This window comes from Photobacterium sp. HL06, assembly GCF_059552575.1.
On the sequence record NZ_CM183915.1, the window covers coordinates 2318391 to 2332862 of the forward strand.

Sequence of the window (14472 nt, forward strand, 5' to 3'; positions counted from 1 at the left end):
TTCCCCTCAACCCAATAGGCTTGGGTTGAGGGTGATAGGTTATTGCCAGTTCAGGTTAAATATAAACATTAATCAGCAATGTTGCGGCCGCCAGTGCGACAAGAATACCCAGAAGTGGCATCACGAATCTGAGCCATTTATCGAAGGTTACGTTAACCATAGCGAGAGAGGCTAATACCAGGCCGGTTGGTGTAATAAATGCCATCAGCCCCATGCCGAACTGATAAGAGCTGACAATGTTATCGCGTGGAATACCGATGACATCAGCGAGTGGTGCCATAATGGGCATTGACAGAACAGCCAAACCTGATGATGACGGCACAAAGAACGACACGCCGGCAAATAGGAACATCATCACGACAATAAAGAGCCCTTTATCCATTCCTTCTACCATGGATGCGCTAGCGTGAAGAATTGAGTCGCTGATCATCCCGCCATCCATTAACACTGTTACCCCGCGCGCAATGGCAATAATAAGTGCAACGCCAAGCAGGTCATTTGCGCCTTGGATAAATTCACGGACAAACTCTTTTTCCGGGATCCGATCAACTAATGCAATGATGATAGCAGACACGAAAAACAGGGTAGTCATCTCCTCGAACCACCAACCGAGGCTTGAAACCCCATATACCATGACAAAGAAGGTACAGGCGAACAGGCTGAGAATAATCGAATGTCTTTTCTCAAGTTTTGTGCCTGATGCATTGGTATCGATATTTTTTAAGAAGCGATCTTCAATCTCTTTTTTCTGGCTATAGATCAGTGATTGGGTAGGATCATTTTTCACGCGCTGAGCATAACGAATAATATACAGTATGCACACAATTGTACCGACAACCAACAATGCCATACGAGAGCCTAGGCCTAACGTCCAGTTTATACCTGCTGCATTCGAGGCAATGATCGTACTGAATGGGTTAACCGTAGAGCACATAGTCCCGATTGATGAACCAAGATAAATAGCCGCGAGTGCAACAATGGCGTCATAGCCGGCGGCAATAAAAATGGGCACTAAAATAGGGTAGAAAGCGATGGTCTCTTCGGCCATACCAAAGCTTGTACCGCCAAGGGCAATTAAGGCTGTTACAATAACAATTAGCCATTTTTCCCGCCCGGCCATCACTTGTGATAAACGATTGATGCCTGAACCGAACGCTCCTGAGTGATTGACGATGCCGATGAATCCGCCTATCACCAAGACAAAAAATACCACATCAATTGACTGGTACATGCCTTGAATAGGCGCTTGAAAAAGATCCATTATTCCCTGGGGATTAGGATCGACTGTGGTATATGAATTGGGGATCCCAACAGGCTTATAAATATCGCCGTTAACGAATTTTTCCAAATCAGCCTTAATGCCGACTTTATCTAATGTTGCTTGTGTTGCGGGGAGAGTTTCACTGCTGCCATCGGCGAAAGTGATCATAAAGCTGTCGCCTTGATAGGACAGTTTATTGTACACCCCGGCATCAACGAACCAGGTTAACAGTGCCACAAGAGCGGCAACACAAAATAAAACGGTATAGGCGGAAGGAAAGCTGAGTTTCTTTTTTGTTGGTGTGTCGACTGTAGTTCCATCGGTACTCATAACAACCCCTTTGTTAATCAGTCCAAGCTGGTTTCAACTTAGATTCTCATGTGGATTTATTTATAAATAATGGGTAAATAAACTGCTTTATTGTTTATTTGATAGGATTTTATTGTAAGTTTTTGTTAAAAAATGGCCAAATATCACAATTGAGTCGTTTGGATTTATAAAGAGCTGTGAATTTGAGATCGCGAGCAAGTTTTAAACAGCTAGGATAAGAAGGAAATAAGCTTTGTTTCCAGTCATAGTGAATAGTGGTCACGACTTAATGGAGCTAAATGCATTCTAGGGATAACTTTCGGATATAAGATAAAGAAACCTCCGGCATTGCCGGAGGTTTAGAGGTATTTAAGCCTTATTCAATGCCTTGGCAATAATCATATCACGCTCAATTTGTTGTTTGTCGGCATCTTCAGTTGTGCTATTAAGTTTTTGCTCCATTGTTGTAATGTAGTGTTTGAAATCTGCCTTATTGGCAAAAATCTTATCTTTTACATTAATAGATGCAATATTGGTGTAGCGGCCGTTTTTGCTGACTGGAACTGTAATTTTCCCTTCATTAATTAGCGTCTTAATCATTTCACGCTCTTTCTCGTAACCGTCAAGGCCACTCAATGCCCAACGCTGCATAGGCTTACCCTGATACTTACCGTTTTTAACGTCTGTTAGATAACGGATAGTTAGGTTACGGATTGTACCTTCATCTTCACCGTACTCCGCTTCGGTATCGAATAGAACAGGGAAGTCCCGACCTTCAAGAACGCCACCAGCTTTCGTCAGGTGGCCCATTCGGTAGCTATTCATTCCGAGACGGATCGGTGTGGTATCGGTGATCATTTTGCCATCGGCAAATTGCAGCGACTTGATTCGTTGGCCTGCTGGCTCTGTCAGGTCAATGGTATAGGTAACACCAGCAAAGAAATCATTGGTTGAGTATTTCGATGAACGGCGCTCAGGGTTAAAGCTATAGGTAACATCACCGTCTTTAACACTATTAAAGTAGCCGGCAGACCATTCCATGTAGGTTTTCAGCTCTTTACCTGTCATTTCATAAACGGTAATTTCGCCACCGGCATACTGGTAGTTGTAGGCAATATCTTTCGCTTTGATCTGGCCAACATCGAGCTCGGCATAGTCATTGTCGATTTGCAGCGCAATCACATTCGCCATCGGCGCATAGTGCATGCTGGCTTCCTGGAATAGTGTGCTGATCCCGGTGTCTTGAATATGGACTTGAGGAATGCCTTTGATTTCGTTTTCAGGCACCAAGTCAACGCCAGTGAGCTCGGCAATTACTCGGTTTGCATTTTCGCGCAGGCGCTTATGGTAAGGTGCGTATAGCTCTTCCATTTTGGAATCAGATGCAACACCTTTAATTTTGTAGGTAAAGCTGTCTTTGTTAACAAGGGTAAACTGGCCGTTCTTTTCTTCAAATTGCAGATCGACGCGGGACAGGGCACGGCCATATTTGTCCGGCTCGGTGATGATCACACCATTAATGGTCGCTTTGTTAATTAAGGTATGCATGTGACCAGCAACAATCGCATCGAGCTCAGGGTTATCATTGGCGATATCACGCACACCTGTTGCTTCGATGTTATTCTCGTTGTCTATCCCCATATGGGCAACGAGCACGATAGCGTCTACTTTATCGTCGATTTTCTTGATGACTTTTTTTACTTCCAGCGACGGGTTGGTGAACGTCATTCCTTCAAGGCGGTTAGTACCCTCGGCAAAAACTTGGGTCATTGGCGTATCCATACCGATCACGCCGATTTTAATGCCTTGTTTTTCAATAATTTTATAAGCAGGCAGGAAAGGGTTACCATCAGCACGTTTGATGTTACCGCCAAGAGAGGTGCCGTTGAACTGGGTTAGTGAACGGTTTAGGACGTTGAGCCCGAAGTCGAATTCATGGTTTCCCAATACCCAGATGTCGTAGTCCATTTCGTTGAAACCTAGCATCATAGGATCAACGGGTTCTTCTTTGAATGTTTCGACAAAATTACCCTGAATAGTGTCGCCAGCGTCCACCAAAATGACATTTTGCTGATCTTCACGGATTGTTTTCACTTTGGTGGCAATCTGGCTCAGGCTACCGCGCATATTGAGTTTGTCGCTGGCATAGTCCCATGGCATAAAATGGCCATGAATATCTGAAGTGCCGAGGATGGTGACATCAACCATGTCGCCATCAGCGGCAATGGCCTGCCCGGCAAATGAAAGGCAAATCGCTGAGGCTAAAATATGTTTTTTCATCATTTAACTTATTATTTTTAAGAGAATAGAACGAGGACAATAAGGGATATTATGACCTGTTTTGTCGATCTAGATCTCTTTGACAATGTAATAAGCATCTTTGTATTACAAATTTGAGAGCGCTATCTCAATTAAGCAGGTTGAATAGCAACCAGTTAATTATTAGCCATTGAAATAGTGTTTTGGATGCATTATTGAAGGGAATAGGTGCCGGGTAAATCATTAATCAATAAAATGATTCACCCGTGCATCTGTGTTTTATTGTGGGAAGGTGGCTTAACCAGGTTTTATTCAATACTCAGCTTTAAAATGGGTAACGAACGGAAAAAGCGAGTTTCTGTTCATCAATACCTGTAATCCGCCATTCTGCCCCCATAGAAAAAGCATCACTGGTATGCAAGCGGGCATATACATGTAGCTTAGTTAAGTCTTTGTGAGCAGAAATAACGCCGATGGAACCGCCAGTTTCAAGCTGAGGCAGTATCCACGCTGATAGGCCAAAATTTAACTCAGAGGATATCCGTCCCAGGGCTTTGTCATTATCCTCATTTTTGATTGACAATATTTTGATTTGCCCAGTTACATCGGTGAATTGGTTGACTGGCGCATTGAACCCCACGCCCCCTCCAATTACCCAATCGTCTTCGAAGTGGCTTTCAGCTTCAACAATAGCATGCGCATTTTCGTGGATAAGCTGGCTACCGGCAAGACCTAATCCCCCAGGGCTTAATGGCACGCGAACCTCAAAATAATTGTATGGAAAGTTGGCGGCACTTGCTGCTGAGCTCAGGCCGGAAGCGGCGAGAAATGCTGCGCAGCACAGCAGTTTGGTTGGGGATTGGGCATTCATGAATCGTTGTCGTACTCATACTGTATTGAGATAAGCCGATTATGCCAAAGGTTGTCACCATTAAGCTATTGTAAATTTGTTGAATATGCGAAAACTCATACACTTGGCTAATTTTAGACCTCATAAAACAGAGCAATATCACGCTCTTCTCAGATCCAAACAGAAACAGTAGCGAGGATTCGGCCTAAACTGATAGCACAACACGTTGCTGTAGAAGGGGTTTAACACAGTCATACCATTTGGAAGCGACCGGTATATTGCACTGAGAGGTCGCTTGAATTTCCTGTGACGATATGGCGAGTAAGTCGATGGTTGAGTCGGTAGATAAGTATGCGAAGATCCAGGTTATTGGTGATCCAGTAGCGGAATTAGCTACCTGCGTTGACAGTATCGAACAATGGGTTGTGGAAACACATCCATCAGTATTAATCAATGTAGAACCAGCGCGTCAGGATGAGTTGCTATTCAAAATCCGCAGTGATGAATCACGTCGCTTACAGCCTGTTTTTTGTGTTGGCCAGAGTAAGATGTCAGATGTTCTGTCTGATGGATACCTCAATGAGATGCGGCAACGGATCCCACCGATCCTAGAGAAGCTAGCCTTGCTACATATAACCCCACACCCGGAACCCCTCGATTTATTGGCTTGGTATTGCTGGCCCCGCTCTTATTTTCACCTGACACCTGTTTGGTCAGCAATCTATCAAAAAGGCTATCGCTATCCGCTTCTGGATTGCTTGGTTGGTGTCGAGTCAAATTTGGCTTTGATGCGAGCTGTCGAACATCACTTGCTGGTGCCTGGTAAGCTTATTGATAGGATCCGGTTATGTCGCTCTTGCCAAGGGGGGCGGCTTAACTACGTTGATGTGTGTCCTGAATGCAATAGCATTGATATTCACTTAAAACCTGGCGTTCACTGCTTTGTGTGCGGTTATGTTGATGATCAAGATGTTTTTATTCAGTCCGGTGTCATGCAGTGCCCCAAGTGTTCGACCAAACTTCGCCATATCGGCGTCGATTACGACAGGCCGTTGGAGCGTTATAGCTGCTATTCCTGTTATATCCGCTTTATCGAAGCGCTGGTAAAAGTACGTTGCCATGATTGTGGTGAGGTACAGGAGCCCGATGATTTGACCGTGCTCCCAATTAATGAATTTCAGGTTGGTAAGCTGGCCCGCCAAATCGCCCTTGAGGGCTCGCATTTACTCCACCTGCCACTGGCCTGGGGCTCACCGATCACGGTGGACCATTTACCGTGGCTACTGCAGTGGGTTAGCTCTAACCAGAATCGCTATGGTGGTGATAGTACAATTATGATGATTTGGCTGTCGAACCTGTCGGAAGTGAAAATTGATTTAGGGTTGCTAAAGGTTCAGGAGAGAATCAAAGAGCTGGTTAAACGAATGCAGGGAATTTTCAGGGAAACTGATGTGGTGTGTCAGTATTCGGACGATGTTCTTATTCTATTGCTACCGCATACCAGTGAAGATGTCTGGGAGGCCCTTAGAGACAGAATTTCCAGCCTAAGTGAAATCGAAGGGCTCGATAGGCTAGAGCTGGTAGTACAAGTTCAGGCACTGCCTATTCCTGAGGAGAAAAAAGCGGAAGATTGGCTCAAGGAATGGTTATCGATGGTAGTTCATTATGAGTGAGTGGTGGTTCACCGTCAGGTATATCTTGGCTGATTTTGCAGGCAATATGGCCAACACGCCGTTGGTGATGGCAATGTTGCTGCCGATGTTGTTAGCGTTTGAGATCCCTTTGATGATATTAACGCTAAGCGGAATACTGAAGTGGTTTACAAGGCAATATAAAACAGAGTTGAAGCAGCGAAAGGGACAGCTCCCCAAAGTGTCATGCATTATCACCTGCTACGCAGAAGGGGAAGCGATTAGAATTACGGTTGATACACTGCGTGAACAACTTTATCCCGGTCAGATTGAAATTATTGCCGTTATCGATGGCGCGCAGCAAAACGCACATACCTATCAGGTTGCCCGTGCCTGCTTTCATGATTTTGCAGGGATCAGCAATCGAAAATTGGTGCTGCTACCCAAATGGCAGCGTGGCGGTCGTGTATCAACGTTGAATTCTGGGTTGGCAGTCGCAAGCGGGGAGATCATCATTAATGCCGATGGGGATACCTCGTTTGATAATAATATGGTTGATGAAATCATCCGTTGTTTTGATGATCCAGACGTGCCAGCCGTGGGGGGAGCACTTCGGGTTCGTAACCTATACGATAGTTTGGTAACCCGAATGCAGGGGATCGAGTACATGATTTCGATGCATGGGGGCAAAACAGGGTTGAGCGAATGGAACTTAATTAACAATATATCCGGTGCATTTGGTGCCTTTCGGCGAGATTTCTTACGTAACATCGGCGGTTGGGATACCCATACGGCGGAGGATCTTGATCTTACTGTCAGGATCAAGCATTACCTTCAGCGTCATCCAGGAATGAAAATTGCGTTCGCGCCAAAAGCCATTGGCCATACGGATGCGCCCAATACCACTAGAATCCTTTGCCAGCAGCGATTGCGCTGGGATGGGGATTTACTGTTTCTCTATCTGCGCAAACACATCTACTCATTAACCCCAAGGATCCTCGGTTGGAAGACGTTTATTTATACCTTGGTGTTTGGGATTGGTCAGAATATTGTTTTACCCTTGCTCGTCACTATTTATATGTGGTGGATAGTTTTTGCTTATCCCTCCCAGTTTGTTGCAGCCTTACTCATTGGCTTGTATCTGATCTACTTGCTCTTCTCTGTCATCAATTTGCTTGTATTTGTTATTGCTGTGTCTGAACAGCCACTCAAAGATTTAAAATTGATACCTTGGTTAGCTGTTTTTCCGATCTATACCTTTTTTATCAGAATGTGGGCGGCAGTCGCTTTGCTCAATGAGATCTTTCGCAGTGCCCATGAAGAGAGCGGTATGGCACCCTGGTGGGTACTGAAGCGAGGGCAGCGCTTTCGCTGGTGGCAGTTCAGCCGTGACAAGAGGCCTAAATGAAGGTCACCTTTAATTCACCCAAACAGCAGGATGCAACTAAAGAAGAAGGGATCAGAGTTCCCTATGCACCGGCCAGGCGGGCGGCATTTAATATTCGCTGGTATTTAATTCTGATATTGACCTTTAGCCCTGTCGTATTTTTGCTCTGGTATGTGGGCCGTGACTGGGTGATCACCACCGCTCCCGGTATTGTGACGACTGAACCTCAACTTGTTGTCGCCAGCGGCGAAGGGCAGGTTGACGAAGTGTTTGTAGTTATCGGTCAAGATATTGAGCAAGGAACACCTTTAATGAGGGTGAATTCGCCATTGTTACGTGCCGGAATTGCCGAACGTCGCTTCCAGCTTTCGCAACTGAGGTTTGACTGGAGAAATTATAATAAGGCAAAAATGGTGGCATTGGATGAAGAGATCCGCATTGCCAAAGAAGGTGCAGAAAACCAAGAGTCGGTGTTTCGAGAGTATGCAAAGTACAAGAAACAAAATTTAGTGTCGAGTGCAGACTTTGCTGCGGTATTGCAAATTCGTACCCAATCGCAGCTGATCTATCAACAAGCATTGCAGCGCAAAGTTGATGAGATGAGAAAGATACAGGAGTTGGTTTCATCCGGGGCGCAGTCAATGGCGATCAATGTGCTGAAACGAGAATTAGCGGAAATGGAAAGTAGAATGACACAGCTTCAACCTGTGGCATTCAGTGGCGGACGAGTTGTTGATGTACTTGTCAAACCCGGAGACTGGGTTTTTGAAGAGACGCCTTTATTGTTACTGGCGAGTGCTTACCAGTTCCAGGTTAATGCTTATGTGCTGCCTAAGTATATTGAAAAAGTGCAGCAGGGAGAAAAGGCGCTGATCCAGTTTTCTAGTGGTGAAGAAATCAAAGCAAGGGTAGGACGAGAAGTTGAGCTCGCAGATAAAATCCCCCCTCAGCTGGCCGGCCCGTTTGAAGGCCAGAAAAGCATGCTCAAGGTAAAGTTGATCCTTGAAGAAACCATTCCCGACAAACTGAAAGTGGAAGGTTTGCCGGTTATGGTGAAGTTCAACTAGTTTTAAAAACTATAATAGTCAGATTGTATCGACCATTTTTTTAAGCAACTTGATAATAGCTTTTTGCTCTTCGTCATCCAGTGAAGACAGCATCATCTGATTGACTGCAACAGGAACAGGCAGCAATTCGTCTTTGAGCTCCCTGCCTTTATCCGTAAGGTAAACCCGGAAAGAGCGGCGGCTATTTGGATCTTCCCGACGTTCTACGAGGCCTAATTTTTCCAGCTTATCCAGCGTACGTGTTGTCGTAGAGCTTTCTACCTTAGATTTTTGTGCGATATCGCGTTGAGTGATGCCTTCTTCTTCCCACAGGCACATTAATGTCGGCCATAGTGCGATAGATAGCCCGTGATTTTTTAACTCGTTATCAAAGGTTTTTGCGGCTTTATTGGCAACAACATTTATCAGCCAGCCAAAGCTTTCCTGTCGATCAAAGGTTGTACTCATGATGATCTTTCAATTAATTCAATCGTTTTGGGCACTATAAGGGAAGTGCATACGCATTTTCAATGCATATGTACTTCTCACTTTGTTAATCCTTACATTGGTATAAGGAAAAACATGATCCCGAAAGAGAAAGCCAGCACCACAACAGCCATGTACCCCGGGGCAAACTGGATACCATGATTGTGGGTTAACTGTTCCTGGTAACCGGTAAGCATGGCTTTGACTAGAGGCTTTCTGACTATCTTATAGCCAACAATCGCTAATAGATGGACACCGATCAATAAGACTAGAAGCCTGGCTGATACAGCATGGAATACACCTATGATCTGTGTGTCTGAAAACACACTGTTGGATGAAATGATGTCATCAAAAATACCAGCAAGCACCATTCCAGAGAGACACTGCAATGACAGCAGGGTGAGTAACGCCAGTACCATCCAGCCACCAGCAGGATTATGACCAACCTGATGGGAATGCCTAGCCCGAAAATAGCGCCACACCGTTTTCGGTGATTTTACGAAATGTGAAAAGCGACTGGTTTCACTGCCGATGAACCCCCAGCCTATGCGCCAGATAATCAGAATCATCAAACCTGAACCGAGTAATTCATGTGGGCCATTACCGGTAAAGCCAGAACTTAATAAAACAAAACACAATGCGGCTTGCAGCCAGTGGTAGAGGCGGGTGGGAAGATCCCAAACTTTCATGATTTTGCTCCAATCGTTTTTTGTTGCTGATAATTTACACTGCAATTGTTGCGTACGCAATAATTGCAGTGTAAATTAAGTGGGAACGATGAGGGAAAGTTACCCCATAGGCATAAACCAATAGGAGAAAGTCATAATGAAAAAACTAAAAACAATTTACTTAAACGGTGGACTAGCGTACCTGGCAACAAGCTCATTGGTTGCAATTTCCCTTATTGCTAGCACAGGTGCTGTCGCAAAAGAGTCGCAAAATGTCGTTGAACAGCGCCAGCAAGGCTTTGAATTGATCGACAAGAATATTGAGCTACTAGAGGATGAATTGGAGGAGGCGAATGTAGATTGGTTGCGTGTTAAACAACTAGCCAATGACAATCAGCAGATCTCTGAGCAAATGTTTGAGTTGTTTCCGCATGGAAGCAGTGATGATAGCAGGGCAAAAGAACGTATCTGGGATGACTGGAATAAATTTGAAGGGATGCTAGGCCAAATGAATCAGGGATTTACCCAGTTATACCAAGCGGCTGAGAAGGAACAGCTTGCAACGGCCCAGCAAGGGTTGGAACGGGCTGAAGATAGCTGTAGCTCATGCCACCGCAAATATCGTTCACTTTGGTAAGCATTAGCCAAGTCAATTCCGCACCAGAAACCAGGACAGCAGATATGAAAATTAACACTCTAAAAAACCTACACAAATATGCCGCAGTTTGTGCTTTTTTGCTAATTGTGACTTTTTTCACTAGCAGTGTTATTGCAGACCTTTGGGGGGACCTTGAAGTCATTACTCAGGTTAAACAAGGTATTTTTGCCTGTGTGTTTTTATTGATACTTGCGATGATGACAACAGGTATTACTGCGAAGAAGATCTATCGGGCCAAACCTGCAGGTGTATTTGCCGTAAAGGAAAAGCGGATGAAAATTGCAGCTGCAAATGGTGTCATTGTCTTGCTTCCTGCTGCGTATTTTCTTGCATTGTGGTCGGCTAGTGGCCAGTTCGATCAGGTTTACTGGGCGGTTCAAATAGTCGAGCTGATTGCAGGCTTTACTAATGCAGTGTTGATGGGATTGAATATCCGAGATGGTATTCGCTTAGGTAAAAAGCAAGCACAAGCAGCTAAGAGCGCAATGTAAGACTTATCATAATGATGGCGTGATCGGTACTTTGGCTATCCCGTTTGAAAATGGGATTAATCAGGTGCCGATCGTACGTATGATAGTCACTAACTTCTGCCAGACTTTCTTGGTATTCAGTATCAAACTCACAAGACAATAGAATGTAATCCAGAACAGAGCCTTTGCTTCCGAAGTAATGGCTATAAGGGCGTTGTTGAGGGGGAATATCGCTGTCTTCTTGGCATGTTTTAGCTGCTTGAAACAAAGCCCAGCTGTCTTTAAGCCGATAGGGTATTAGCAGATGGTCAATGGCTGCTTGAGAACGCCCTCGAACGGCTTTGGTTAGCAGGTGTTGCAATACACCATCTTGCAAATTGTCGTTGAAGTCTCCCATAAGTATTATCGGGTTTCCTGACTGCGACCTGCGCTCGATGATAGCGGTCAGTAGCAGTGCAGCTTCAGATCCGCGTTGTATCGAAGAGGCCCAGCTTCCAGAAATCTCAGCAGTGAGCGCTTTGATGACGCACTCTTCATTATCGTCTGTGTCATCAATGGTTGGGCGTTTTGATTTGAAATGTACAACATAACAATCACACAGGCCGAAATGGGGAATATCGACTATTGCTAACAGGGGCTGGCGGCTAAATTGGAACTCCTCGCGAAGCCCCATTGCTTTTGCTAACTCTGGATTGGCGTGAACTGGTGATGCTGATTTAATCGGGTAACGGGAAGCAATAGCGACTACCGGGCTTTGGTAGATATAGCCGTCTATCACTGTTGCCTCATCAATCACCGCAAAGTAGGGGTAGCCCTGTGATTTAACTAGCTGCTGGAGAGATTCAGGACTAAACACCTCCTGAAAACCGATCACGTCAGGTTGATGCTCTGCCAGGTAGTCACTGATCCAGCTCTGTTTTTTTTGCCATTGTTCTGCGCTGTAGATGTTTTCAAAATCATAAAACGCATAAGGTGGCTCAAGGTAGTTGCATAAGTTGAAGGTGGCAACTTTAACCGTGTCAGTGTGTTTGACTGTTGTACTGGTTTCTTGCGGCAAAATTCGACATCTCTGTTTGCTGTGAACAGGATGATTATAACAGGCTTGTTATACGTTTACGTTGTACTTGAGATCTGTCACTTCATCGCCTGTAATACCCCTGAAGCCCCAACAATGAGCGGGTTGTTTGTTGATTACGCATAATAATGTGATAGACGAAAATATGCGGCAGTTACTCAATGGTAACTGCCACAGTATGATTTACTTCTATAGCTAACCTGATTGGGGTATTAAGCGCTTAACGCTTGCTCAAGATCGGCCAAGATATCATCAATATGCTCGATACCTACTGACAGCCGGATCATTTCAGGGCTTACACCTGCTTGACGCTGCTCTTCTTCGCTTAACTGGCGGTGTGTCGTTGATGCCGGGTGGCAAGCTAATGACTTGGCATCACCAATATTCACCAAACGCTTGAATATTTGCAGGCTGTCATAGAAGCGGACACCGGCCTCATAACCGTCTTTTAAACCAAAGGATAAGATGGCTGATGGTTTACCTGCCATGTATTTTTCTGCCAGTGGATAATAAGGGGAGTCGGATAAACCTGCGTAGCTAACCCAGCTTACCTGGCTATGGTTTTTCAGAAATTCTGCAACTTTAAGCGCATTTTCAGTGTGTCGCTCCATCCGAAGAGGCAAGGTTTCGAGTCCTTGCATCAGCATGAATGCGTTCATTGGTGATAATGCCGCGCCAGTATTACGGAGGGGAACGGTACGTGCACGGCCGATAAAGGCTGCTTCACCAAATGCTTCGGTATACACCACACCATGGTAAGACGGCTCAGGCTGATTAAACACCGGGAAGCGATCTTTATACTGTGCCCACGGGAACTTACCTGAATCTACGATAACACCACCGAGTGTTGTTCCGTGCCCGCCAACATATTTGGTAAGGGAGTGGACAACAATATCGGCTCCGAACTCGATTGGCTTACATAACACAGGGGTTGCGACTGTGTTATCGACAATAACTGGAACTCCCTGGGCGTGCGCCAGATCTGCAATGCGTTCGATATCAACGATATTTCCCGCCGGGTTACCAATGCTTTCACAGTAAACCGCTTTGGTTTTGTCATCGATAAGCGCCGCAAGGCTTTCAGGGCTATCATCTTTGGCAAAGCGCACTTCGATGCCTTGCTTCGGTAGCATGTGGGCAAACAGGGTATAGGTACCACCATACAGCTGAGGCGTAGAAATGATGTTATCACCGGCTTCTGCCAGGGTCTGGATGGCATAGTTGATGGCAGCACTTCCCGCGCTGACAACAAGGCCTGCAATACCACCTTCCAATGCCGCCATGCGTTTTTCTAATACATCGTTGGTCGGATTCATAATACGGGTATAAATATTACCCGGAACTTCAAGGTTAAACAGATCCGCACCGTGCTGGGCGTTATCAAACTCATAGGCGACAGTCTGATAAATAGGTGTCGCGACAGATTTGGTTGTCGGATCTGTTTCATAGCCGTAGTGTATCGATAGCGTTTCGTCTTTCATTATTCTTCCTTGATAGAAACTAGCGGAAATACCCATTGGTATTGTTATCACTAGCCAGTATGTCAAAGGAAGAAATGAAAAACTAGCGGTGTTTCAGCATTTTACCTATCAATCAAATATGCTTCTTATATCATTTTTGATAGCGCATCATTTTCTGGTTGGTCAAAAAATCGGTGTTTTAATGCTCCTGCTATATGGGCGCAAAGCACGGCAATCATGCCATAGGCTAAATACTTATGAATGGTGATCAGAAACTTTGTCGTATTGTAGTCTTTTTCAATCGGGAACAGTGGCAGCTCAATACCAAAAAACCAAATAGAGTTAAGTGGTGGTACGCCAGGAAAGTCCGGTACGGCCGAAGAGGCAACGTAACCGACGACCGGAATACTGAGCATGAAACCGTAAAGAATGAACTGTGCAGCTTTCGCCGCCAGATGTTCATACCACGGTAGGGTTGATGGCATCTCTGGTATTTGATTGCGGGCCCTTACCCATAGACGGATAAGAACAAGTATAAAGGCTAGTACCCCAAAAGCCCGGTGCCAGTGGTAAAGTGCAAATTTATCAGGGGACTCTAATGGGATACTTGCCATGTAAAGCCCGAGTGCCATCAGTCCAATAATTAATAGGGCCATGCTCCAGTGCAACAGGCGCATGGAAAGTGAAAACTTTTTCACCGACGTAATTTGGTTCATTGCTTGATCCTTTGGTAAACATCGCTGTTTGAAAATGGTGTCGTTATGGCGCAGCGATGAATTGCTAACTTGACGTCTAAGTTACATTATTCTTGTCTGGTGATTAATTAGCTAAATATGGATAGATAATTTCCATATGAGATTTAATTGGGAGTGAGCATTGAACGAGATGAACGGAAGTTTATAGACTAATGAC

General features: G+C 45.0%; 13 protein-coding genes and 1 pseudogene. 5 read left to right on the forward strand and 9 right to left on the reverse strand.

From position 1 onward, the window contains the following. Window positions 1-55: 55 nt before the first annotated feature. From AC51G0_RS28365 to AC51G0_RS28375, 3 genes are all read right to left on the reverse strand, one after another. Window positions 56-1591 carry a YfcC family protein gene (locus AC51G0_RS28365; RefSeq protein WP_496302887.1) on the reverse strand — a complete coding sequence of 512 codons (1536 nt, stop codon included), beginning with the start codon at window positions 1589-1591 and terminating at the stop codon, window positions 56-58. A gap of 348 nt (window positions 1592-1939) precedes the next feature. Continuing rightward, window positions 1940-3850: a bifunctional metallophosphatase/5'-nucleotidase gene (locus tag AC51G0_RS28370; RefSeq protein ID WP_496304241.1), complete on the reverse strand. Its 1911-nt coding sequence runs from the start codon at window positions 3848-3850 to the stop codon at window positions 1940-1942. A 304-nt stretch (window positions 3851-4154) separates the two neighbouring features. Then, window positions 4155-4700 (reverse strand): hypothetical protein, encoded by a 546-nt coding sequence (locus AC51G0_RS28375; protein WP_496302888.1) that lies wholly within the window; start codon window positions 4698-4700, stop codon window positions 4155-4157. A gap of 293 nt (window positions 4701-4993) precedes the next feature. On the opposite strand from AC51G0_RS28375, the gene AC51G0_RS28380 reads away from it, so the two are divergent. From AC51G0_RS28380 to AC51G0_RS28390, 3 genes are read left to right on the forward strand one after another with little or no spacing between them, the layout of a single operon-like run. Beyond that, a complete protein-coding gene (locus AC51G0_RS28380; RefSeq protein ID WP_496302889.1) occupies window positions 4994-6352 on the forward strand; it encodes a TackOD1 domain-containing metal-binding protein in 1359 nt (452 codons plus the stop codon). Further along, window positions 6345-7718, forward strand: a complete 1374-nt coding sequence (locus tag AC51G0_RS28385; protein WP_496302890.1) for a glycosyltransferase family 2 protein — start codon at window positions 6345-6347, stop codon at window positions 7716-7718. Before AC51G0_RS28380 ends, AC51G0_RS28385 begins: the two co-directional genes overlap by 8 nt. After that, a complete protein-coding gene (locus AC51G0_RS28390) occupies window positions 7715-8764 on the forward strand; it encodes an HlyD family secretion protein (protein WP_496302891.1) in 1050 nt (349 codons plus the stop codon). The genes AC51G0_RS28385 and AC51G0_RS28390 overlap by 4 nt, the downstream gene beginning before the upstream one ends. Window positions 8765-8782: 18 nt before the next feature. Here the strand turns inward: AC51G0_RS28390 and AC51G0_RS28395 are convergent, their stop codons facing one another. Together AC51G0_RS28395 and AC51G0_RS28400 are read right to left on the reverse strand one after the other, a co-directional pair. Further along, complete coding sequence (locus AC51G0_RS28395; protein WP_496302892.1) at window positions 8783-9211, reverse strand: MarR family winged helix-turn-helix transcriptional regulator; 429 nt, start codon at window positions 9209-9211, stop codon at window positions 8783-8785. 92 nt (window positions 9212-9303) lie between these two features. Beyond that, window positions 9304-9918 (reverse strand): cytochrome b/b6 domain-containing protein, encoded by a 615-nt coding sequence (locus AC51G0_RS28400; protein ID WP_496302893.1) that lies wholly within the window; start codon window positions 9916-9918, stop codon window positions 9304-9306. 136 nt (window positions 9919-10054) lie between these two features. Between AC51G0_RS28400 and AC51G0_RS28405 the strand changes: the two genes are divergently transcribed. Together AC51G0_RS28405 and AC51G0_RS28410 are read left to right on the forward strand one after the other, a co-directional pair. Continuing rightward, on the forward strand, window positions 10055-10534 hold the full coding sequence (locus tag AC51G0_RS28405) for a c-type cytochrome (RefSeq protein ID WP_496302894.1): 480 nt from the start codon (window positions 10055-10057) through the stop codon (window positions 10532-10534). A 44-nt stretch (window positions 10535-10578) separates the two neighbouring features. Then, window positions 10579-11046, forward strand: a complete 468-nt coding sequence (locus AC51G0_RS28410; RefSeq protein WP_496302895.1) for a hypothetical protein — start codon at window positions 10579-10581, stop codon at window positions 11044-11046. Here AC51G0_RS28410 and AC51G0_RS28415 read toward each other — a convergent pair. The 4 genes and pseudogenes from AC51G0_RS28415 to AC51G0_RS28430 all read right to left on the reverse strand — a co-directional run bounded on the left by AC51G0_RS28415 (window position 11030) and on the right by AC51G0_RS28430 (window position 14276). Beyond that, window positions 11030-12082 carry an endonuclease/exonuclease/phosphatase family protein gene (locus AC51G0_RS28415; protein ID WP_496302896.1) on the reverse strand — a complete coding sequence of 351 codons (1053 nt, stop codon included), beginning with the start codon at window positions 12080-12082 and terminating at the stop codon, window positions 11030-11032. The genes AC51G0_RS28410 and AC51G0_RS28415 overlap by 17 nt on opposite strands. A gap of 48 nt (window positions 12083-12130) precedes the next feature. After that, window positions 12131-12217, reverse strand: a pseudogene (locus AC51G0_RS28420) (tautomerase family protein); the annotation flags it as partial. Window positions 12218-12312: 95 nt separating this feature from the next. Further along, window positions 12313-13581 (reverse strand): O-acetylhomoserine aminocarboxypropyltransferase/cysteine synthase family protein, encoded by a 1269-nt coding sequence (locus tag AC51G0_RS28425; protein ID WP_496302897.1) that lies wholly within the window; start codon window positions 13579-13581, stop codon window positions 12313-12315. Window positions 13582-13706: 125 nt separating this feature from the next. After that, window positions 13707-14276 carry a cytochrome b gene (locus AC51G0_RS28430; RefSeq protein ID WP_496302898.1) on the reverse strand — a complete coding sequence of 190 codons (570 nt, stop codon included), beginning with the start codon at window positions 14274-14276 and terminating at the stop codon, window positions 13707-13709. Window positions 14277-14472 lie beyond the last annotated feature (196 nt).

What these genes read in the sequence shown, in the direction of transcription:
- AC51G0_RS28380 (WP_496302889.1), top strand. Translation starts at nt 4,994, where the DNA reads ATGGCGAGTAAGTCGATGGTTGAGTCGGTAGATAAGTATGCGAAGATC.
- AC51G0_RS28395 (WP_496302892.1), bottom strand. Translation starts at nt 9,211, where the DNA reads ATGAGTACAACCTTTGATCGACAGGAAAGCTTTGGCTGGCTGATAAAT.
- AC51G0_RS28425 (WP_496302897.1), bottom strand. Translation starts at nt 13,581, where the DNA reads ATGAAAGACGAAACGCTATCGATACACTACGGCTATGAAACAGATCCG.
- AC51G0_RS28365 (WP_496302887.1), bottom strand. Translation starts at nt 1,591, where the DNA reads ATGAGTACCGATGGAACTACAGTCGACACACCAACAAAAAAGAAACTC.
- AC51G0_RS28410 (WP_496302895.1), top strand. Translation starts at nt 10,579, where the DNA reads ATGAAAATTAACACTCTAAAAAACCTACACAAATATGCCGCAGTTTGT.
- AC51G0_RS28400 (WP_496302893.1), bottom strand. Translation starts at nt 9,918, where the DNA reads ATGAAAGTTTGGGATCTTCCCACCCGCCTCTACCACTGGCTGCAAGCC.
- AC51G0_RS28385 (WP_496302890.1), top strand. Translation starts at nt 6,345, where the DNA reads ATGAGTGAGTGGTGGTTCACCGTCAGGTATATCTTGGCTGATTTTGCA.
- AC51G0_RS28375 (WP_496302888.1), bottom strand. Translation starts at nt 4,700, where the DNA reads ATGAATGCCCAATCCCCAACCAAACTGCTGTGCTGCGCAGCATTTCTC.
- AC51G0_RS28405 (WP_496302894.1), top strand. Translation starts at nt 10,055, where the DNA reads ATGAAAAAACTAAAAACAATTTACTTAAACGGTGGACTAGCGTACCTG.
- AC51G0_RS28390 (WP_496302891.1), top strand. Translation starts at nt 7,715, where the DNA reads ATGAAGGTCACCTTTAATTCACCCAAACAGCAGGATGCAACTAAAGAA.
- AC51G0_RS28370 (WP_496304241.1), bottom strand. Translation starts at nt 3,850, where the DNA reads ATGAAAAAACATATTTTAGCCTCAGCGATTTGCCTTTCATTTGCCGGG.
- AC51G0_RS28430 (WP_496302898.1), bottom strand. Translation starts at nt 14,276, where the DNA reads ATGAACCAAATTACGTCGGTGAAAAAGTTTTCACTTTCCATGCGCCTG.